16 protein-coding genes are annotated in these 20,898 nt (G+C 40.5%); 10 read left to right on the forward strand and 6 right to left on the reverse strand.

All coding sequences use genetic code 11. The annotated features are described in order from the left end of the window. The first annotated feature begins 499 nt into the window (after positions 1 to 499). From H5079_RS07740 to H5079_RS07750, 3 genes are all read left to right on the forward strand, one after another. Positions 500 to 862 (forward strand): hypothetical protein, encoded by a 363-nt coding sequence (locus H5079_RS07740; RefSeq protein ID WP_011329423.1) that lies wholly within the window; start codon positions 500 to 502, stop codon positions 860 to 862. Further along, on the forward strand, positions 862 to 3,198 hold the full coding sequence (locus H5079_RS07745; RefSeq protein ID WP_182683907.1) for a fatty acid cis/trans isomerase: 2,337 nt from the start codon (positions 862 to 864) through the stop codon (positions 3,196 to 3,198). The genes H5079_RS07740 and H5079_RS07745 overlap by 1 nt, the downstream gene beginning before the upstream one ends. Positions 3,199 to 3,359: 161 nt before the next feature. Continuing rightward, positions 3,360 to 4,769 carry an ATP-binding cassette domain-containing protein gene (locus H5079_RS07750; RefSeq protein ID WP_182683845.1) on the forward strand — a complete coding sequence of 470 codons (1,410 nt, stop codon included), beginning with the start codon at positions 3,360 to 3,362 and terminating at the stop codon, positions 4,767 to 4,769. A 47-nt stretch (positions 4,770 to 4,816) separates the two neighbouring features. Here H5079_RS07750 and H5079_RS07755 read toward each other — a convergent pair whose 3' ends face one another. From H5079_RS07755 to H5079_RS07780, 6 genes are all read right to left on the reverse strand, one after another. Beyond that, a complete protein-coding gene (locus H5079_RS07755; RefSeq protein ID WP_086994760.1) occupies positions 4,817 to 5,695 on the reverse strand; it encodes a TraB/GumN family protein in 879 nt (292 codons plus the stop codon). 50 nt (positions 5,696 to 5,745) lie between these two features. Next, complete coding sequence (locus tag H5079_RS07760; RefSeq protein WP_182683846.1) at positions 5,746 to 7,179, reverse strand: sensor histidine kinase KdpD; 1,434 nt, start codon at positions 7,177 to 7,179, stop codon at positions 5,746 to 5,748. After that, positions 7,160 to 7,834: a response regulator transcription factor gene (locus H5079_RS07765; protein WP_011329418.1), complete on the reverse strand. Its 675-nt coding sequence runs from the start codon at positions 7,832 to 7,834 to the stop codon at positions 7,160 to 7,162. The genes H5079_RS07760 and H5079_RS07765 overlap by 20 nt, the downstream gene beginning before the upstream one ends. A gap of 63 nt (positions 7,835 to 7,897) precedes the next feature. After that, positions 7,898 to 9,877, reverse strand: a complete 1,980-nt coding sequence (locus H5079_RS07770) for an LTA synthase family protein (protein WP_182683847.1) — start codon at positions 9,875 to 9,877, stop codon at positions 7,898 to 7,900. Beyond that, positions 9,868 to 10,239 (reverse strand): diacylglycerol kinase, encoded by a 372-nt coding sequence (locus tag H5079_RS07775; RefSeq protein ID WP_182683848.1) that lies wholly within the window; start codon positions 10,237 to 10,239, stop codon positions 9,868 to 9,870. The genes H5079_RS07770 and H5079_RS07775 overlap by 10 nt, the downstream gene beginning before the upstream one ends. After that, a complete protein-coding gene (locus H5079_RS07780) occupies positions 10,236 to 11,906 on the reverse strand; it encodes a phosphoethanolamine transferase (RefSeq protein ID WP_182683849.1) in 1,671 nt (556 codons plus the stop codon). The genes H5079_RS07775 and H5079_RS07780 overlap by 4 nt, the downstream gene beginning before the upstream one ends. Positions 11,907 to 12,446: 540 nt before the next feature. Between H5079_RS07780 and ilvG the strand changes: the two genes are divergently transcribed. From ilvG to can, 7 genes are all read left to right on the forward strand, one after another. Then, positions 12,447 to 14,096 (forward strand): acetolactate synthase 2 catalytic subunit, encoded by a 1,650-nt coding sequence (gene ilvG, locus H5079_RS07785; protein WP_182677578.1) that lies wholly within the window; start codon positions 12,447 to 12,449, stop codon positions 14,094 to 14,096. Further along, the gene (gene ilvM, locus H5079_RS07790) at positions 14,093 to 14,335 is read left to right on the forward strand and encodes an acetolactate synthase 2 small subunit (RefSeq protein ID WP_058374304.1); all 243 of its coding nucleotides are present in this window, start codon (positions 14,093 to 14,095) and stop codon (positions 14,333 to 14,335) included. The genes ilvG and ilvM overlap by 4 nt, the downstream gene beginning before the upstream one ends. Positions 14,336 to 14,434: 99 nt before the next feature. Continuing rightward, positions 14,435 to 16,291 (forward strand): dihydroxy-acid dehydratase, encoded by a 1,857-nt coding sequence (gene ilvD, locus H5079_RS07795; protein WP_086994745.1) that lies wholly within the window; start codon positions 14,435 to 14,437, stop codon positions 16,289 to 16,291. A gap of 2 nt (positions 16,292 to 16,293) precedes the next feature. Further along, complete coding sequence (gene ilvA / locus H5079_RS07800) at positions 16,294 to 17,847, forward strand: threonine ammonia-lyase, biosynthetic (protein ID WP_089368828.1); 1,554 nt, start codon at positions 16,294 to 16,296, stop codon at positions 17,845 to 17,847. Between the two features lie 97 nt (positions 17,848 to 17,944). Continuing rightward, positions 17,945 to 18,973, forward strand: coding sequence for an ABC transporter substrate-binding protein (locus tag H5079_RS07805; protein WP_182683850.1), 1,029 nt, complete (start codon positions 17,945 to 17,947; stop codon positions 18,971 to 18,973). A 61-nt stretch (positions 18,974 to 19,034) separates the two neighbouring features. Then, complete coding sequence (locus H5079_RS07810; protein WP_182683851.1) at positions 19,035 to 20,219, forward strand: methyltransferase; 1,185 nt, start codon at positions 19,035 to 19,037, stop codon at positions 20,217 to 20,219. 11 nt (positions 20,220 to 20,230) lie between these two features. Next, a complete protein-coding gene (gene can / locus H5079_RS07815) occupies positions 20,231 to 20,890 on the forward strand; it encodes a carbonate dehydratase (protein WP_182683852.1) in 660 nt (219 codons plus the stop codon). Positions 20,891 to 20,898 lie beyond the last annotated feature (8 nt).

The raw sequence follows: 20,898 nt of genomic DNA on the forward strand, positions 1-20,898 counted from the left end.
AGTGTGGGTGAGTAATGTACACAAGTCTCCCGCGTAGGTCGGGCGAGCGTAGCGATACCCGACACTCAAATCATAAAAACATCACCACTAGCCAATGAATGTGGTGCATTTGCACTGTGATTTTCTACCGCTGTGGGCACTACGACATTACCAGGCTCCAAATTATAGAAAGCTCGACTAGAAATAGTCGGGCTTTTTTACATCTGCAGGAAAGTGAGGTTCGTATAATTAATATACACTCATCCAACACCTAACACGTAGGTCGGGCGAGCAACGCGATACCCGATGATAAAATCATAAAAAAAATCACCACCGGCGAATAAGGTTAAACTTAACTTGTGAGTATGATTGAATTGATAATGTTGTTATTCGTTTTTTATCACTAAATACAGCACATAGGCGTAGTTACTGTTGATAACTTTCGCTAATTTTTGATCTTATTATTTGCTATAATTGTTTTATAAATAGCCTGTATAGCCGTATTGAGAGAATCAGCACAATGGAATTTGAACAAGATAGCACTTTAACCCTTCCTTTATTTCTTTTTGATGACACTTTAAGTGACAGAGATTTAGAGCAACCTGACTTTGAAATTTCATTGCCACTAGATGACGAATTGCTGACTCAACTATGTCAAAACCCTAGTGAAGACAGTAGTATAGCAATTAGTGTTGAGAGCTATCAGTTAACAATAGTTAACCCTGAACTGGCAGATATTGCAGAGCAACAGCATGATGCACAATTAACTTTAACCCGCGGGCCATTATTAAGTGCAGTACTGATTACAGCAGATCAACAAACATTTGTTTCTCCACAAATGGATATGATGCCTACGTTTGATTTGGGCGATGAGGACGAATGATGAGAAAAGTCGTAATAAGTACGCTAATACTGATTATTTTAAGTGGCTGTGCGTATTTAGGTAATGCTCATTACAATGATTTATTTGGCCCTGAGCAAACACAAGATCGTATGGTTTTACATAGTACAATTGAGGGGGCTGATTTTTTACAAAATGTAAAGCCAGTGCTTGATACACGCTGTGTAGTTTGCCACGGTTGCTACGATGCGCCATGTCAGCTTAAGCTCTCATCTCCCGAAGGCATTGATAGAGGTTTAAGTAAAGAGCTGGTCTATGATGGTACGCGTTTATTAGCCACTACACCGAGCCGTTTGTTGTTTGATGCAGATAATACCCAGCAATGGCGTGATAAAGGTTTTTCGCCGGTGCTAAATGAGCGCGAGCAAAGCATAGAAGCAAACTTAGCAGGCAGTGTGTTATTTAATAGCTTAGTGCTAAAGCAAAGCTCTGATATTGCTAACAATGAAGTACTTGATGATGGTGATTTTGATTTTTCGTTAAGTCGCTCTCAAACCTGTGCCACTATGGGAGAGTTTGATAGGTTGGCGGATGATCAACCACATGGTGGTATGCCTTATGGTTTGCCAGGCGTATCGCGTGAGGAATTTAAGCACTTACAAAATTGGCTGAAAAACGGTGGTAAAATGGCCAATATTGCACCGCCAACAGCGTTTGAGCTACAACAAATTAAGCGTTGGGAAGCATTTTTAAATCAAGATAGTTTAAAGTATCAGCTTTCTGCGCGTTATATTTACGAGCATTGGTTTTTAGCAAATATCTATTTCACTCCAGAAAACACGCAAACCTTTTTTAAATTAGTGCGCTCAAGTACACCACCCGGTGAAGATATTAAACTCATTAGCACACGTCGTCCTTATGATGATCCTAATGTTGAACGTGTTTACTATCGAATGATGCATGAACGCTCAACTATTTTGTCAAAAACACATTTGCCACTTAAATTAAATGATGCAAAGCTAACGCGTTTATATCAGCAGTTTATAGAGCCTGAATATACGGTAGCGAGCATGCCAAGCTATGAGCCAAAGGCTGCCTCTAATCCTTTTAAAACCTATGAAGTGATTCCAATCGACTCAAAATATCAGTTTATGCTTGATGAAGCTGAGTTAATAATTATGGGCTTTATTAAAGGGCCGGTTTGTCGTGGGCAAATTGCACTTAACGTCATAAATGATCATTTTTGGGTTGCATTTGCTGATCCTAAAAAAGTGGCTACTCCTGCTGTAGGTGAAATGCTGATTCAGCACGAAGATGCGCTTGAGCTACCTGCCGCTGAAGAAAGTAACGCATTAGCGATTAAAAGCTGGATTAAATATTCGGTGCGCGAAAAACGTTACTTAAAAGCTAAAGTTGAGCTGGCTAATGAGCTGTTTAAAAATGGCGATCACTTAACCACTAATTTATTGTGGAAAGGTGATGGTGTTAATAAAAATGCTGCGTTAACTGTATTTCGTCACTCAGACAGTGCTACGGTTGTGAAAGGCTTAATTGGACAAGAGCCTAAAACTATGTGGGTGCTTGATTATGCTTTATTTGAGCGCATTCACTATTTATTGGTTGCTGGATTTGATGTATACGGCAATGTAGGGCACCAACTCGTTACACGTTTATATATGGATTTTTTACGTTTAGAGGGAGAGGGTAACTTTCTTGGCCTATTACCTGAAGATAAACGAGAGCAAATTAAAAGTAGTTGGTATCGTAAGTCACCGCCTAGCTTATCTAAGTTCTTTAAAAGTAACCAAGAGTTTAGCCAACCTAGCGGAATAGTTTATAAAACCGATGATCCGCAACATGAGCTTTATGGCTTAATTAAAACGGCATTATCGCCCGTACTTAGCGAGCATTACGATTACACTAGCGTTTCTGGGCCGTTAGCAAGTATTAATACTATGCCTGTTAAGGCAATTAACTTATTGCCACCTGTATCTTATGTATTGGTTAAGCAAACAGACAATAGCCATAAAGCGTATACCATTATTCATCATAACGCACATTACAATATCTCTAGCTTACTTAACGAAGAAGGTCAGCGAGCTTTTGAAGAAGATACTGTCACTCTAGTTCCTGGTTTTATTGGGGATTATCCAAGTGCTATTTGGTATTTAAATAATCAACAGCAAGTTGCAGCATTTGCAGAGCAGTTACCACTGATGCAAATTGAAGCTGATTATCGTGCGTTAAAATCTAAGTTTGGCATTCGCCGTACTCATCCACAATTTTGGCAGTATAGCGACATTTTACATCGGGCTGCTAAGCAGTATCGTGGTGTTGAATACGGTATGTTTGACTATAATCGCTTAGAAAACCGCTAGTTTTAATGAACTAAACGCAAGCCCAGCACTAAGTTGCTGGGCTTTTTTTATTGCTTGCTGCTTATTACTTGAAATAATTTACAGTGCAGGAAATAGCGGTTGCTTCGAAGTTTAACTTTGCGGTAATTTAAATTAAGTAGAATAAATAATAAGAGTAAACAGTGCAGTCAATTCAGCTTCAAGCATTTAGTGGCTATTTACAAGGCCAAGGGCAAAGTCGTTACCATATTAATGACCTAAGTTGGCAGGTTAACCAAGGCGAGCATTGGTTGTTACTTGGCGCTAATGGTGCCGGCAAGTCAGCTATTACTGCTGCGTTAGCTGGCGAAGCTAAGCACAGTAGTGGTAAGCGCAGTTGCAGTATAGATGCTGTGCAATTGGTTTCATCTGATGCGCAAAAACAGCTTATTAATAAAGAACTAAAAAATGACAAACAAAGCTCAGTGAAAGAGCTGTTATTGGGTACAGCCAATTATGATGTCGATTTGGCGCTGCGTTTAATTAACATATTAGACTTTGAGAAATTACTAGCTCGTCATTTTAGAGAGCTTTCAACCGGTGAAACTCGAAAGTTATTATTAATTAAAACGCTGAGTTCGCGGCCTAATTTAGTGGTGCTTGATGAACCCTTTGACGGGCTTGATGTAGAGTCGAGTACTGCGCTTAATGTCATTTTGGCGCAATTAAGTGAATATATTAGTTTTGTGTTTGTAGTGAATCGTGTAGACGAAATTCCTGCTTTTATTACTCATTATGGTTATGTAAATCAAGGGTGTTTACAGTCTATTTTAGCGCATCCAAATGCAGAGCAAGTAGCCGATTTACTCAAGTTACTGCACTTAGAGCACAGCCAACTGAATATTCCAGAGCGAGATAGCGCGCAAGTTCAAGGGGTGTTTACGGGCAATACCTTGGTAAAGCTAAGCCAAGCAAGTGTAAGTTATAGTGGTTTGAGTATTTTTACAGGGCTTGATTGGACTATTAATAAACATCAGCATTGGCAGTTAAGTGGTAAAAATGGCTCAGGTAAAACCTGCTTATTAAATTTAATTACTGGCGATAATCCGCAGTGTTATAACAACAATATTGAAGTGTTTGGCTTTAAGCGTGGCACGGGGGAGAGTATTTGGGATATAAAGCAACATATTGGCTTTATATCGAATGCGCTACACATGGATTATAGGGTGAGTATTTCGGCATTAAATACTATTGTTTCTGGCTTTTACGACAGTATAGGTTTGTATCAAACCCCAAGTGATGCACAAATTAATATTGCCAAACAATGGCTCGCGTTAATAGGTTTGGAGGAGCAATATAATACCTCGTTTACTCAGTTATCGTATGGCGATCAGCGGTTGTTACTTATTGCCCGCGCTATGGTTAAGCACCCAACCTTGCTTATTTTAGACGAGCCCTGTTTAGGGTTAGATGAGGCAAACCGACAGCGAGTGCTATTATTGATTGAAAAAATATGCGCCGCAGGCAGCAGCACGGTAATTTATGTAAATCATCATGCGGCAGATAAAATTAACGGTATAGAGAATTACTTAAAAATGGAAGATTTTAATTAAAACTGAGAGAAAGGTTGAATGAAAAATCACTCAACCTATTTTTTATTTTAAAGACGAGTAACGTTAAAACCTTTATCTTTTAATTGTTTAAGTAAGCCGTGTTGTTCAGGTAAGTGCAGTGCGCCGACGGCAATAAATAGTTGCTCGTTTACTAAACGTGGTGTTAGTTGTTTAATCCAGTTGTTGTTGCGGTTAATGAGCATTACTTGCTCACTAATTTCACCGTAATTACTATCATCAAAACTAGTATTGTAATAATTGGTTAGAGTTTGCATATCGCCATTTTTCCAGGCATCAACTAGCTTAATAAAGTAGGTATTAATGTCGGCAAGCTGCTCAAAGGTTTCTGCAATCATTTCATTACTTAATAATTCCATACCATCAAACATTTGTAGTTGTTGTTCAAGAGTCTCCAGCTCCCCTACTTTAATATCTTTATTTTTGGCGTAAGCGAGTACTTGCTTATCAATACCTGTTTTATCTGAATAACCGGCATTTTGAAACTCAATTTGCATCATAGTTACCATTACCGCCCATGGCTTTAAGCCATTAAACATAGCCACATCAATCGACTTTTTGGCAAAATAATCTTTAAGTTTATTGTAATTTTCTGCAGAGAGCTCAGTTTGCAATGTTTTACCGTTTTTTAGTAGCATGAGTGGCATAGAGCGCTGCTGCATTTGCAGTGGCGTTAGTTTGTTTATATCTACCTCTACAATAACTTGAGAGCTTGCATCAATTGCATCAGTTACATTTTTAGGCAAGCCTTGCATGCTGGCGTCGCCTACGTGCACAGTGCCAAATAAATAGGAATTAACTCCGTTTTTTTCTATTTTGTATAACGCAGGAGCAGCATAGCTGTTAAGGCTAAATGTTATAAGTAACGCCACAATAAAAAAGTGGCTAATACGAGTAAGAGCATTCATGGTTTGTCCTTAAAATCTCAAAAATTAGTAGTGTAAATACTAACCTAAATTTACCCGGAGGGCAGCGTTAATATAAACGTTAGCGTATTGTTTTCGGTATTACTAGCCGTAATAGTAAAGCCATTTAAGTTACATAAGCTCTGCACAATAGATAACCCTAAACCGTGACGGTGGTTATTAGTTCTAGATGAATCTAGCTGATAAAGCGGGTCGAAAATAGCTTGTAATTGTTGTTCGCTCAATACAGTAGCCACTTTATTACTTAATGAAATGATAGTGGATTTTGGGTTACTTACGGCACTTAATTTGATGTTGTGCTGCGTTAAACCATAAAATAACGCGTTATCTATTAAATTACATAAAATAGTATTAAGGCTAAACTCGTCAGCAATAATGGTTACATTATTTGCAATAGTATTATTTATACGGGTGGCAATATTAGGATGTTTAAAGGTTAGCTCATTAATTGTTTGTTTGAGCAAATTATTTAAAACGATAGTTTGCGCATTTAATTCTATGCTGCTAGTTGAGCGCTGTAGTAATAGTAGGTTGTTTACAATGGTTTTCATACGCTCAGAAATACTGAGTATGTCACTGGTATAGGTATCGCTAATACGCTTGTCATCTGGGTATTTAAGTGCGACCTCGGATAAGCTTATTAGCTCTGCAATGGGAGTTTTAAGCTCGTGCGCTATATCGCTGGTAAGGCGTTTTTCATTACTATAAAGCTGCTGATTAGTAGTAATGAATTTATTGAGTTCATTGCGTATAGGCTCTATTTCTTCTACTTTAAAGTCGCTTTCTATAGTTTGTGCCACGGTTGTAATATCGAGACGTTTTATTTGCTCGTTCAGATTGTGTAGCGGAAATAGCCCTTTATTTACAATGCGTGTAACCAAGTAGCGCACGCCAAATACACCAATCACACAGGTGAGAATAAACACCACATCAATAATGATCAGTACTTTATTAAGCTCGGCCGTTGGGGCTGCTATTGCCAGGGTCATACTGTTAATAGTAGCTGATGCGTTGGTGTTTCTAATATCTTTTTTAGCAACAAAGTGGCTTATAAGTACTCGGCCGCTTTGTCCGTTAGGTAAGTCGTAATCAATTATTTTAGATTCGTTTATAGGTAGTTCTAAAAAAGGCAGTTGAGTGTTTTTATACAGTTGTAACGATTGAGAGCGCTCAAACACCTCGCTGCCATGCCATAATTGGTAAAACTCACTGGCGTCGGCTTGTTCGTATTCCGACATGAATTTACCCGAAAATTCAAACTCAACTTTACCGTTGTCATCCTCTACTAAGGTTTTTAAGTAGTTAGCTTTATTAGTGAGGGATTGATTAAACTGCTCCTCTACCCAAGAATCTACACTTAAATCAACAGTTAAAAATATAGTGAATAATATAACGGAGATCACCGCGCTAATATTATTAACGAGTTTACGTTTTATTGAGTGACTTTTACTTTGTTGTTGCGACATAACCAAACCCACGTTTATTTTTTATAGGGAGTTCGCCATCAAACTGTCTTACTTTTTTACGTATGGTTGATATATGTGCTTCAAGCGCATTTTTAGAGAGCATATCGAACTGACCGACCACCGCTTCACTTATAAGCTCCAGCCCTAATACTCGCTCGGGGGCATTAAATAAGCACTCTATTATTTTGTATTCATTACGAGTGAGTTCAATGGCATGTTGCTGGTAATGAAGTGTTTTTAGCGAAAGATCTAATACACAGTCACCTACGGTAAGCGTATTTTGTTGGTTTTGCAGTGAACCACGGCGAAGTAGCGCAAGCACGCGAGCGTGAAGTTCTTCAAACGAAAACGGCTTAGTTAAATAATCGTCAGCCCCTTTCATAAGGCCATTTATTTTATCTTGCGGCTCACTACGAGCAGATAAAATAAGTACACGGCTTTGGTTATTACTGCTGCGCAATGCTTGCAAAATACTCATGCCATCTACACTCGGTAGCATTAAATCAAGTAATATTAGGTCGTAGTTTCCACTAAGTGCCATGCTTAATCCTTCTGAGCCGTCACCGGTTTCATCTACGGTAAAACCAAGGTTGCCAAGGCCTACTTGCAGGCTGCGCCTTAGTGCTTCTGAGTCTTCAATAACGAGGATGTTCATCTTTGCTCGATTTGTAAAAATAGCCTTGTTACTTTAACAAGGCTTTATTATCAAGTCACTTTGTTAATGATACCAACCATTTGTATAAGCTAAGTTACCTAGGTTGGCATGGGCTAGGGCTTTTTTAATCAGTTGCTCATCGTTTTTACATGGCACAAGCTGATTATTACTATACGTATAGGTGGTTGCTGGTTTTTGCGGTTGTAGCACCACCACTTTATTGTCGTGCATATAGGCAAAGTTTTTGTCGTATTGCATCATTGCGCGTTGTTTGTTGTCGCTAATAGGTTTTGATAAATCATGGCCTATCATAGGGTGTTTGCCACTTACGCCAATTAAAGATAGTAAAGTAACGGGAATATCGAGTTGGCTGGCTAGTTGATTATCGCGTTTATGGGCAATGTCTTTACCAAAAATAACCGCTGGAATTCTAAAGTGATCAATTGGCACCAAGCTAGCACCTGATACACGCGAGTCGTGATCGGCTATTACAATAAATACCGTATCGTCCCAGTAGCTCGACTTTTTAGCTTTTTCGATAAATGTACCTAGCGCGTAGTCAGCGTATTTTGCCGCATTATTGCGGGTTTGTTTTTGTTTGTCGTACAGGGTTATTTTATCGTCAGGAAATTCATACGGGCTATGGTTGGAGCTGGAAAATATAAGACTTAAAAATGGTTTATTTTGTTTTTTAAGTTTAGTGAGTTCGATATCAGCTTGGTCGTATAAGTCTTCGTCTGATGCGCCCCACGAGCCATTAAAGTCTATTTTATTAAAGTTATTTGTATCTACAATATCTTTAAAGCCATTACCTAAAAAGAAGCTTCGCATGTTATCAAAGTGGCTTTCGCCGCCATAAATAAATTGGGTGTTATAATTTTGCCTCGCTAAAAAGTCAGCGATAGTAAAAAAGTCACGTTGTGATTTATCAAGCTTAACAACTGCACGCGAAGGTGTAGGCGTAAAGCCTGTAATTATCGCTTCAATACCACGCACCGAGCGCGTGCCTGTGGCATATAAATTATCAAACCCCCAACCTTGCTGATAAAGTGCGTCAATATTAGGTGTAAGTGGTAAACCGCCAAGTGTGCCTACATAGCGTGCCCCTAAGCTTTCTTGTAAAATAATGACTAGGTTTTTTGGTTTAGTATTATTCGTTGCGGTATGAAAGGTGTTTGTTGGCGCACTTTTATCAGTAAATGTGGCTTGGCTATCTTGCATATTATTGCGCACTATACTGAGCAGTTCATCTGCTGGCATTTTTCCGTAATAATCTTGGCTAGATTGCTCATTAGAGAGCTGCTTTACCGCAAATGCTACGCTATAAAGTGAGTTAAGGGTTAAGTCGTTAAGTAAGTGATCGGTCGAAAACGATACCATGGCTGGGTTAAGTGGTCTGTGCCCTAATGAATTACGCGCGCCTAAAATAGTTAAGCACACTAAAACTAACGCTAAAATTGATTGATTTAACCTTGTTAGTGACGACTTACTTTGCCATTGATGGCTAAATACTTTACCTGCAAATTTGCAGCTTAAAATAAGTGCTATAACAGCAATAAGTATTTCTAATTTATAGCCCGAAAGAATCATTTTAGAGACTTCTTTAGGGTAAATTAAATACTCTATAAATAAGCGGTTTGGGCGTAAATCATACTCGTTTATAAATGTAGGGGTAATCACTTCAAAAAAAACGAGTAAAGCAGACATACCCACTAAGTAAATTTTAATTAGGCTGCGTATTTTATTTTGCCAACCTACGCTTTGCATCAGTAAAGTAAGTAGCAATACGGGCATAATAATGTAGCTTAAAGTGGCTATATCAACTCTTAAACCACCTATAAATATAGACAACCACGCATGCGATCCAAATACACGCTCCCCTTGCCATACACTTAAACCAAAGCGAGCAAGTGTTAAAAAGCCAAGGGCTAAAACAGCAAATACAACAAAAATCCATACCGGGCCAAGTGCATTTTTCACCTGAGGTATTACTTTAACTATTAGCCCCGTTATTTTAGGTATAAAATTTAGCTTTAAGCCCATAATACAGCCCACCAAATAAGTGCGGCAATTAACATGGCTATAAACACACTGGCAGAGGCTATATCTTTAGCGAGACCCGAAAGCTCATGGTGTTCGCTGCCAATCCTATCAACTACAACCTCAACTGCCGTATTTACTAGTTCAGCAAACAATACAAAAAGCAGGCTGGCTATAAGTAGTAATTTATCGCTTAGTGCAATTTCTTGCAGATACACAAACACACCAAGTAACGAAAACAGTGCTAACTCTTGTTGAAACGCCGCTTCAAATCGACTCATCCATTTTAAGCCGTTAAAAGAATGGCTTAAGGTAAAAATAAGGCGCATTAAGCCTTGGCGTTTTGTAACGGTTTTATTGCTCATAGTTGTATTTCGCTTGGTGTTGTTTGGCAGCTCGCAAGTAGATCAAGCGATGCCTGATACGTTTTGCTGTTAATGCCAATTAAATTTAAAAGGGTGTGGAAAATATTGTTGTGTGAGCGTGCAGCATTGGTGTCTAAATTAGCTAAGCAGGTATTGGTAATGCGCTGATTATGCTCATCAGCCCACATATAAAGTGGTACGTGGGTTTGTGTGCTAGGCGCAAAGCTATACGGAAAGCCATGTAAATAAGCACCGCCCTCGCCAAGAGATTCACCATGATCTGACACATATAAAAATTGCTTATCTATATTGTTTGGCAGCGTTTTTAATTGCTCAATTACTTGGGCGTTAACAAAGTCGCTGTACGCAATGGTGTTGTCGTAGGTATTAACTAATTCATCAAATGAGCAATTTTGAATATCGCTTCTGTCGCAGGTTGGGGTAAATTGTTTAAATTGTTCAGGGTAGCGTTTAAAGTAAGTTGGCCCGTGCGAGCCCATCATATGCAGTACGATAACGGTGTTAGCTTGGGTTAAATTAGCCAGTTTGTGTTTAAGTGGAGCTAATAGCGCTTCATCAAAACAGTACTTACCATCACATAAAGTAGATTTTGTTGTAGGTATGTCGATAGTAACTACTCGCGTACATACGTCTTTACAGCCGCTGTTGTTATCAACCCAGAGTACATCACTGCCTGCGTGCTGGGCCAAATCAATCAAGTTTTGCTGGCTGTCGGCTTCGAGTCGATCAAAGTTTGTTTGTGTTTGCAACGAAAACATACAAGGTACAGATACCGCTGTAGCCGTGCCGCAAGACGCCACATTATTAAAGTAAGTAACGCCGTGTTTTTGGGTATAAAAATTGGTGTTACGTTTATAACCTTGATAAGCAAAGTTTTCTGCTCGTGCAGTTTCACCAACCACTATTACGGTTACGCTACTGGTATTAGGCGCAATTAGGGTAGGTGCAGCATCTATATTTTTAAATTCCATATTGGTATACAGCAGCTGATCGCGCATATATTTATAGCCGCTAGAGAGATACTGAAATGGAATAATTTCTTTTTTCAAAATGCGGTTATTGCGGCCCGTTGCAGCATAGTCGGCATAAAAGTTTGTAACCACCAATACTATAAGCGCCAAACACGCTACAACTAGCTTTACGCGGCTAAGTACTTCTTGGTGAGGGCGGGTAAAGTGTATTTTTATTTTGCTTAAAACAAAAACAGGCAGGGCACAAAACAGCAGTAAAAAGCCAATAAGCTGCGGATTTAAATAGCTTAATGCTTCGCTTGAATCAGTTTCGAAGGTGTTTTGGATCATAGAATAATCAAACACCACGCCATAATTTAAGGTGCCGTAAAGTACTGCACTGGAAATAACCAATAAAAAGTAATTAAGTGGCTTTAATAACCACCGAACCGACACTATCGAAAAAAATATAATTAGCAGGCAGAGTAGTAATAGCGGTACTGAAAATAAAAATAGCCACGAAAAAGAAGCTAAAGAAGTAATGGCGCTAAAAGAGCCATGAATGAATGGAATATTTATAACCAAACAATAGTAGCAGGCAATCATTACTACAAAAGCGTTGGCGCTACAGTGAATGTAAAACCGTTTACCACGATTAAGTTTTTGCTGTGTAGATATAGGACTAAGTGAATGCATATTTAGGCTCGTTTAAAACAACAACGCCATGTTATGCAACAACACTTAAGAACTGCTTAAGAGAAGCTACGCATTTCCTGAGGGGGTAAAATAAATTTATTCCCAGAGTATTATTAAAAATTAATCAAACCATAAAAAGGGCATATTAGAATAGGGAATTTATAGCGCTTAACTATTCACATAAAAAAACCATAGCAGGTAATTATAGTGAATATTAAAACCACTTAAATTGCTTATTTGTCTTTTATTTGAATTGAATTTGATGTTGACTTAAAGGGCTCAGCACGGTATTAATATAAAAAGAGAGCAAAGGAATAGCCTTTGCGATAATTTAACAACATTTGGTATTAATTACATGCTTGCAAACGCACTAAACCTAGTCCTGATTATTATCGTGGTGATTATTCCCGCGAGGGCTTCGTAGTGCTTTAAAAAACTTAAGCATTTAAAAGCCCTCCGCACTTAACCGTTCGGGGGGCTTTTTGGTTTTAGCGGCAAAATATGTGATTGAATTGTCACTGAGGAATGAGGGTTTTATTAATGACAGGCGCAGAATTAACAATAGATTTATTAGCCAAACACGGCGTAAAAGAAGTATTTGGCTACCCAGGCGGAGCTATTATGCCAATTTACGATGCCTTGTATGGCGCGCCAGTCAAGCACTACCTTACTCGGCATGAGCAAGGTGCAGGCTTTGCGGCAGTAGGTTTTGCTCGTAGTACGGGTAAATTAGGAGTGTGTTTTGCAACGTCAGGCCCTGGTGCCACTAACTTAATTACTGCTCTTGCCGATGCGATGATGGACTCAGTGCCATTATTAGCAATTACCGGGCAAGTGCCTACCGCAGCGATTGGTTCAGATGCCTTTCAGGAGGTAGATGTGTTAGGTATGTCGCTGTCGTGTACTAAGCACAGTTACATGGTAGAGCGAGCCGAAGACTTAGCCGAAATACTGCAAGAGGCCATGCACTTAGCGCAAAGCGGTCGCCCAGGGCCCGTACTCGTAGATATCCCAAAAGACATTCAAATGGCGCAAGTGCCATTTCAGCCTTGGCTAGCAGCAGACGAGTACTTACCAGAACTTGATTTAAAGCAAGTTGCTATTGCTAATCAACTGCTTAGTGAAGCTAAACAGCCGGTTGCTTATGTAGGTGGTGGAGTGCAATCAGCGGATGCACAAGCCCAGTTGATGCAGTTTTTAAATAAAACCCACATGCCAGCGGTTGCCACACTTAAAGCGCTGGGCAGTGTGTTACCCGATTACGAGTATTACTTAGGTATGCTAGGTATGCACGGCGGCCAAGCTGCTAACTTAGCGGTGCAAGAATGCGATGTACTAGTGTGTATTGGGGCGCGGTTTGATGACCGTGTTACCGGCAACTTAGCAAAGTTTGCTGCAAACGCTAAAGTAATTCATTTAGACATAGACGCCGCAGAAGTCGGTAAGCGTAAACCAGCAAAAGCTTCTTTAATTGCTGACTTAAAAACGTCCTTACCTGCATTAGAGTGCTTTGTAACTCCGCAAGCATGGTGCGATTATAACAAAGCAATGATGGTTAAATATGCATGGCGTTACGACTATCCGGGCGACAAGGTATTTGCACCCTATTTACTTAATCAACTTAGCCAACGTATGCCTAAAACGGGTGTCGTGTGCTGCGATGTAGGTCAGCACCAAATGTGGGTGGCCCAGCATATGAAATTTAATCATCCCAGTAATCACTTAAGTAGTGGTGGTGCAGGCACTATGGGCTTTGGTTTACCTGCGGCAATTGGTGCACAAGTAGCGCGCCCCGATGACTTTGTTATTACGGTATCTGGTGATGGCTCTATCATGATGAACATTCAAGAGTTGGCAACAATTCGTCGTAATAATTTACCAGTAAAAATACTTATTTTAGATAACCAACGCTTAGGTATGGTACGTCAATGGCAGGAGCTGTTTTTTGAAGAGCGCTACTCAGAAACTGACCTTTCAGATAATCCAGACTTTGTGCAGCTAGCAGCGGTATTTGGTATACCAGGGCAAACCATAACCCATGCTAATCAAGTTGACGATGCAATAACTGCACTGGTTAATAGTAAAGGTCCATACATAGTACATGCCTGCATTGATAATAAAGAAAATGTATGGCCGCTAGTACCACCAGGTGCAGCTAACGATGAAATGATGACGGGGAAAGCACAATGAAACATAGTTTAACAATCGCCTTAAAAAATCAAAGTATTGCTGTAGAGCGTTTTTTACGCGTAGTACGTCATCGTGGTTTTGACTTAACCCATTTTCAACTCAACATAGACGATGGCCAATACCATGTAACCATGACGGTAGACAGCGATAAGCCAATTCACTTATTAACCAGCCAGCTAAATAAGCTGGTGGACGTAAAAGCCGTTACTTTACAAAATTTACAGCAACAAGCGGTTTAAGTGTGCGCGCAGTAAACAATTGCAGAGTGGGTTAATAAACTTACTCAATAACTAAGAATGAGGAATGCTTGCTTATAAAGCAGCAAAACAGAGGTAACCATGGCAAAATTAAGAAGTGCAACAACAACCGAAGGTCGAAAACGTGCAGGTGCTCGTGCATTATGGCGTGCAACAGGAATGACAGATAGCGATTTCGGAAAGCCGATTATTGCGGTTGTAAACTCATTTACACAATTTGTACCTGGGCATGTGCACCTTAATCAGCTGAGCGAACTGATGGCTGAAACCATTACCCAAGCGGGTGGCGTGCCAAAAGAATTTAACACCATAGCTATAGATGATGGTATTGCTATGGGCCATGGTGGCATGTTGTATTCACTGCCATCACGCGACCTAATTGCCGACTCGGTTGAGTACATGGTTAATGGCCACTGCGCCGATGCGATGATTTGTATTTCAAACTGCGACAAAATTACCCCAGGAATGATGCTTGCAGCGTTGCGTTTAAATATTCCGGTTATATTTGTATCGGGTGGTCCGATGGAAGCCGGTAAAACTAAACTTGCTAATATCGATATTAAACTCGATTTGGTAGACGCCATGGTTAAAGGTGCAGATGAGTCGGTAAGTGATGCAGATTCAGAGCAAGTGGAGCGCTCAGCATGTCCTACATGTGGTTCGTGTTCAGGCATGTTTACTGCCAATTCTATGAACTGTTTACTTGAAGCCATTGGTTTAGCACTACCGGGTAACGGTACTACGCTAGCAACGCATAAAGACCGTAAACAATTATATGTTGAAGCGGGCGCACGCATTGTTGATTTGTGCCGCGAGTATTACCAAAAAGATAACCAAGAAGTATTGCCACGCGCGATTGCTAACAAAACAGCCTTTATGAACGCCATGGTAGTAGATATAGCCATGGGCGGCTCGTCAAATACGGTATTACATTTACTTGCTGCGGCGCAAGAGGCAGGTGTTGATTTTGATATGTCGCACATTGATGCACTATCTCGTAAAACGCCCTTTTTATGTAAAGTAGCACCCGCTACGCCAGAATATCATATTGAAGATGTACACCGCGCTGGTGGCATGATGGCAATTGTACGTGAGTTGGGTAAAGCAGGCTTAGTTGATATGTCGGTAAATCATGTCGCTGGGTCAACAATGGCTGAGCTAGTTAAAAAGTGGGATGCAACAGACCCAACTAACGAAGCTGCTCGCAAATTTTATCGTGCAGGCCCTGCGGGTATTCGCACTACTAAAGCAATGAGCCAAGAATGCCGTTGGGATGAGGGCGATAACGACCGCGAACATGGTTGTATTCGTAGTGTTGAACACGCTTTTCGTCAAGATGGTGGTTTAGCCGTACTGTCGGGCAATTTAGCGGTTGATGGCTGTGTTGTAAAGAGCGCGGGTGTAGTTGATGACATGCTACATTTTGAAGGTACTGCCGTGGTGTATGAGTCGCAAGATGATTCGGTAGAAGGTATTTTAAACGACGAAGTAAAAGCCGGCGATGTAGTGGTTATTCGTTATGAAGGGCCAAAAGGCGGGCCTGGAATGCAAGAAATGCTTTATCCAACCAGTTACTTAAAGTCAAAAGGCTTAGCAGAAAAATGTGCCTTGATCACTGATGGTCGTTTTTCTGGCGGCACATCAGGCTTATCAATTGGCCATGTATCACCAGAAGCGGCTAGTGGTGGTGCGATTGCCTACGTTGAAAACGGCGATAAAATAATTATTGATATTGCTACTCGCGAAATTACTTTAGCGCTTAGCGATGCAGAGCTCGAAGCTCGTAAACAAAAACAGCTAGCGCGTGGCAAGCAGGCTTATAAACCGCTTGATCGTCAGCGTTATGTATCATCTGCGCTTAAAGCATATGCGCTACTTGCTACCAGTGCCGATAAAGGTGCAGTGCGCGATTTAGCCAAACTAGAGGAGCTTAGTTAATTATGGTTTCTCAAGAACTCGATTATTTTCGTGCAATTATTCAAGCAAACATGGAGCCGCTGGCTAAAGTAACTGAGGTTAGCAAAATGGCCGAACTCAGTACTAAGCTGGGCAACCATGTGTGGCTAAAACGCGAAGACCAGCAGCCGGTGTACTCATTTAAATTACGTGGTGCATTTAATAAACTTAACAAGCTGCCTAAAGGCTCAGTAGTGATTACTGCATCTGCGGGAAATCATGCTCAAGGTGTGGCGCTGAGTGCCTCACATTTAGGGCATCAGGCAACTATAGTTATGCCAGTAACTACCCCAGAAATAAAAGTAAGTGCAGTGCGTGCACTTGGTGGTGAAGTAGTATTACATGGTCATCATTTTGATGCCGCTAAAGCCCATGCGCTAGAACTTACAGAGCAACTCAACGGTATATTTGTACCGCCATTTGACGACCCAGACGTAATTGTAGGGCAAGGCACAGTAGCCCGTGAGCTAATGCAGCAGTTAAACGAGCTTGATGCGGTATTTATTCCCGTTGGCGGCGGCGGTTTGCTTGCTGGTATGGCGGTATATATAAAATCACTGCGCCCTGATATTAAAGTAATAGGGGTAGAAGCCGACGAAAGTGCCTGCTTACAAGCCGCACTAAAAGCAGGTAAGCCAGTAGAGCTTGATAGAGTTGGTAGTTTTGCCGATGGTGTGGCGGTTAAAATTATTGGCACTGAAACGTTTAGATTAGCGCAAAAGTTTTGCGACGACGTAGTTACCGTAAGCAGCGATGAGATATGCGCCGCCATGCAAGATATTTTTGTATCTACGCGTGCCATTGCCGAGCCTTCAGGCGCGCTTGCCACTGCCGGGCTGAAAAAGTGGAGTCAGCAATCGGGGTTAAAAGGGCTGCATTTAGCTGCCGTGCTTTCAGGAGCTAATTTAAATTTTGATCGCTTACGTTATGTAGCAGAGCGCACCGCACTTGGCGAAAAAAACGAAGCGCTATTAGCCGTTACCATTAATGAAGAAAAAGGCAGTTTTAAACAATTTTGTGCCTCGTTAGGTGGGCGCGCTATTACCGAGTTTAATTATCGTTATGCAGGGCCCGGCGATGCGCAAATATTTGTAGGTATTGCGCTACGTCAAGGGTTACAAGAGCTAGAAGAGTTAAAGCGAGATCTAACCAATAACAATTATCAATTTTGCGACCTATCGGATAACGAACTCGCTAAGTTACATGTGCGTTATATGGTTGGAGGTAAAGCACCTGAGCAATTACATGAACGTTTATTACAGTTTGAGTTTCCTGAATACCCGGGCGCATTAGCACGCTTTTTAGATACCTTAGGCAGTAATTGGAATATTACTTTATTTCATTATCGTAATCATGGTGGCTCTACGGGGAATGTATTAGCAGGTTTTGCAATTGAACCAAGCCAATTTGATGTGTTTAATGAGCACTTAAATCGCTTAGGCTATAACGTACAAGATGAAACAAATAACCCGTGTTTTACCCAGTTTTTAACCTCGCAGCCTCAGGGCAAAAACGTCGATAAACTCGCTTCGGCATAACCCTCTTTATTAACAAGCACCTCGTTGAGGTGCTTGCTTTATCATGTTTTTTACATATTATTATCAATAAATAATAATATGCTTTGAGGGGAACTCGTTGCTAATTAAAGGACTAATCATTGTTTTAGGGCTTTTTTGTTGCCAGCTACAGGCGCAAGAACCGGTTACATTGCAATTAAAATGGACTCATCAATTTCAATTTGCCGGCTATTATATGGCCAAGCATAAAGGCTTTTATAAAGAGGTCGGGCTGGATGTAAATATACTCCCTGCCAAGTTAAGTATGCCCGACAGTTTTGATGCAGTAGCACAAGGTGAGGTGCAGTTTGGCATTGGTCATTCTGGTGTTTTACAGCAACGCATTGCCGGTAAACCTTTAGTGGCAATGGCTGCTATATTGCAGTTTTCCCCTTATTGCTGGATGGTTAAAGACAGCTCTGATATTTTTCATGCACGAGACTTTATTACTAAACGAGTCACTACCAGCGGTAAAAGAGAGAATACTGAGTTATTAATTATGCTCCAGCGCAGTGGTATTAATACTGACCGCTTAGCCCATTATGAAGGTGATAATCCGACCCGCGCATGGATTGACAATAAAGTAGATGCAATGCAAGTGTATGTAACCGACCTACCTTATTACATGGCGCAACAAGGAATTGCCCACAGACTTATTTGTCCGCAAAGGTACGGTATGGATCTGTATGCCGATATTTTGTTTACTAGCCAAAGTATGCTTAAAAACCACCCGCAAACAGTAGAAAGCTTTTATCAGGCAAGTCTTAAAGGTTGGCGTTATGCAATGATGAATATGGATGAAGCGATAGCAGTAACTCAGCAATATGCACCGCATAAAAGCCCCCATCAGCTAGCTTATGAAGCCGAGGTATTAAAAGGCTATGTTACAGTACCCAGTACTCACCTAGGTAATATGTCGATGGCAAAGTGGCGCTTAATAGCTGATTTATATGGTATTGAACAAAGTGATTTTGACAAAGTAAAAGCTAGTTTTATATATAAGTATCAGGAGCCCGAAAGATTACAGCTTTCATGGATGTTACTGGCAGCAATTATTATCAGCATTATTTCTATCCCGCTGTATTTACGTTTAATCTTCAAAAAATAACCACTTAATGACAGTGGGCTGAGCTGCTATAATTAATTGTGTTTATTTATTTTAAGTTGATATGACCTTAGCTGAGCAGTTTTCTGCACTTGATTCTCTCCTTATGCGTAATCGCCAATATTGGCAATGTACGGCATTTGATTTTGATGCACTACCTTGGCCTGAGCTACAAGAGCCTTTAAATAATTTAACGGATGAAGAAGTTGCCCAATTAGATGGCAATGAAGAACAGTTATATCAATTTTTTGAGCCGCATATTGAGCAACTTGAACAGCTGGTAAATTTGTGTGAGTTACCAACAGCGAACTTAACGCGCAGTGACTATCCGTTTTGGCTTAGTAACGGTATAAAAGGGCGGAAGTTTCAGCAGCTGCAAGATTTTGTAGCGGCTTTACCCAGTAGTACCAAGCCTGTTTTAGAATGGTGTGCGGGTAAAGGACACCTCGGGCGTATGCTAGCGTTTAATGGTGCTAAAAGCGTGCACAGTATAGAGCTGCAACCGCAATTATGTGAGCAAGGGCAGCACAGTGCAAAGCAGCAAGGCTTAGCTATGCACTTTAGCCAAGCAGATGTATTGAAGGATGACATTACTGCTTTTTTTAAAGCCGATATGCACGCAGTCGCTTTACATGCTTGCGGCGGTTTACATCAAGCTTTTATGCAGCAGGCCAGTGTAGCTAAAGTCTCTAACATTAGTTTTTCTCCTTGTTGTTATCATTTATTTACCCCAGATAATTACCTAGCAATGAGTACGCTTGCACAACAAAGTCTCCTTAACTTAACTCATCGCGACTTAAAGCTCGCACTTCAAGAAATGGTCACCGCGCCTTCACGCATAGTTAAAGTGCGTAACACTGAAGTTGCATGGCGACTCGGGTTTGATGCCCTGCGAAAATCGATTACTAATGAGCAACATTACGTCAGTGTGCCGTCGGTTAACAAGGCGGTGTTTTCAGATTCATTTAAATCGTTTTGTGCATGGGCTGCAAACAAAAAGTCGTTAAAGTTGCCGCAAGAAATTGATTATAATAAGTTTTTACTTATTGGGCAGGACAAAATAAAAGTAACTGATCGTATTGAACTGGTTCGACATGTGTTCAGAAGAGCAATAGAAGTTTGGCTTGTGCTCGATCGTGCTTTATATTTACAGCAGCAAGGCTATCAAGTCAGTATTAAAACGTTTTGCGCAAAACAGTTAACACCGCGCAATATTTTGATCTTGGCAAATTACCCGTCTTCGAACTGAAAAGAGATGCAATGAGAAAGCTAAAAAATTTATTCGACAATAATAAGCGTTGGGCAGATCGCACTAGTAAAGCGGATCCTGACTTTTTTAAAATACTATCAATGCAGCAAAATCCAGAGTACTTATGGATTGGTTGTTCCGACTCCCGCGTGCCAGCCAATCAAATTGTAGATTTACTCCCAGGTGAGCTATTTGTACATCGTAACGTAGCAAACGTAGTTGTACATACAGATCATAACTGTTTATCGGTAATGCAATATGCTGTTGAAGTATTAAAAGTTAAACATATTATGGTGGTGGGGCATTATGGTTGTGGTGGTGTACAAGCAGTACTAGATGAAGCCCGCTTTGGCTTTATTGATAATTGGCTGCGCCATGTTGGTGATGTAAAAGAGAAGCACCTAGAGCAATTAAATGCAGTGCCTGAAAAAGAGCGTTTAAGCCGTTTAATAGAGCTTAATGTAATTGAGCAGGTACGTAATGTAGCGCGTACTAATATAGTACAAGACGCATGGGCACGTGGACAAAGTTTATCGATTCATGGTTGGGTTTACGGCCTAGAAAATGGCCACCTACATGACCTAGAGTCAGTAGTAACTTGTGCATCAGAAGAAGCCGACACTTATAAAAAAGCCGTGCAACACGTGTTTTCAAAACTTGGCCATGGATAATTAAAGCG

The organism is Pseudoalteromonas sp. SG44-5 (assembly GCF_014164175.1).
Taxonomy (GTDB): Bacteria; Pseudomonadota; Gammaproteobacteria; order Enterobacterales; family Alteromonadaceae; genus Pseudoalteromonas; species Pseudoalteromonas nigrifaciens.

What these genes read in the sequence shown, in the direction of transcription:
- H5079_RS07740 (WP_011329423.1), top strand. Translation starts at nt 500, where the DNA reads ATGGAATTTGAACAAGATAGCACTTTAACCCTTCCTTTATTTCTTTTT.
- H5079_RS07745 (WP_182683907.1), top strand. Translation starts at nt 862, where the DNA reads ATGAGAAAAGTCGTAATAAGTACGCTAATACTGATTATTTTAAGTGGC.
- H5079_RS07755 (WP_086994760.1), bottom strand. Translation starts at nt 5,695, where the DNA reads ATGAATGCTCTTACTCGTATTAGCCACTTTTTTATTGTGGCGTTACTT.
- H5079_RS07760 (WP_182683846.1), bottom strand. Translation starts at nt 7,179, where the DNA reads ATGTCGCAACAACAAAGTAAAAGTCACTCAATAAAACGTAAACTCGTT.
- H5079_RS07765 (WP_011329418.1), bottom strand. Translation starts at nt 7,834, where the DNA reads ATGAACATCCTCGTTATTGAAGACTCAGAAGCACTAAGGCGCAGCCTG.
- H5079_RS07770 (WP_182683847.1), bottom strand. Translation starts at nt 9,877, where the DNA reads ATGGGCTTAAAGCTAAATTTTATACCTAAAATAACGGGGCTAATAGTT.
- H5079_RS07775 (WP_182683848.1), bottom strand. Translation starts at nt 10,239, where the DNA reads ATGAGCAATAAAACCGTTACAAAACGCCAAGGCTTAATGCGCCTTATT.
- H5079_RS07780 (WP_182683849.1), bottom strand. Translation starts at nt 11,906, where the DNA reads ATGCATTCACTTAGTCCTATATCTACACAGCAAAAACTTAATCGTGGT.
- ilvG (WP_182677578.1), top strand. Translation starts at nt 12,447, where the DNA reads ATGACAGGCGCAGAATTAACAATAGATTTATTAGCCAAACACGGCGTA.
- ilvM (WP_058374304.1), top strand. Translation starts at nt 14,093, where the DNA reads ATGAAACATAGTTTAACAATCGCCTTAAAAAATCAAAGTATTGCTGTA.
- ilvD (WP_086994745.1), top strand. Translation starts at nt 14,435, where the DNA reads ATGGCAAAATTAAGAAGTGCAACAACAACCGAAGGTCGAAAACGTGCA.
- ilvA (WP_089368828.1), top strand. Translation starts at nt 16,294, where the DNA reads ATGGTTTCTCAAGAACTCGATTATTTTCGTGCAATTATTCAAGCAAAC.
- H5079_RS07810 (WP_182683851.1), top strand. Translation starts at nt 19,035, where the DNA reads ATGACCTTAGCTGAGCAGTTTTCTGCACTTGATTCTCTCCTTATGCGT.
- can (WP_182683852.1), top strand. Translation starts at nt 20,231, where the DNA reads ATGAGAAAGCTAAAAAATTTATTCGACAATAATAAGCGTTGGGCAGAT.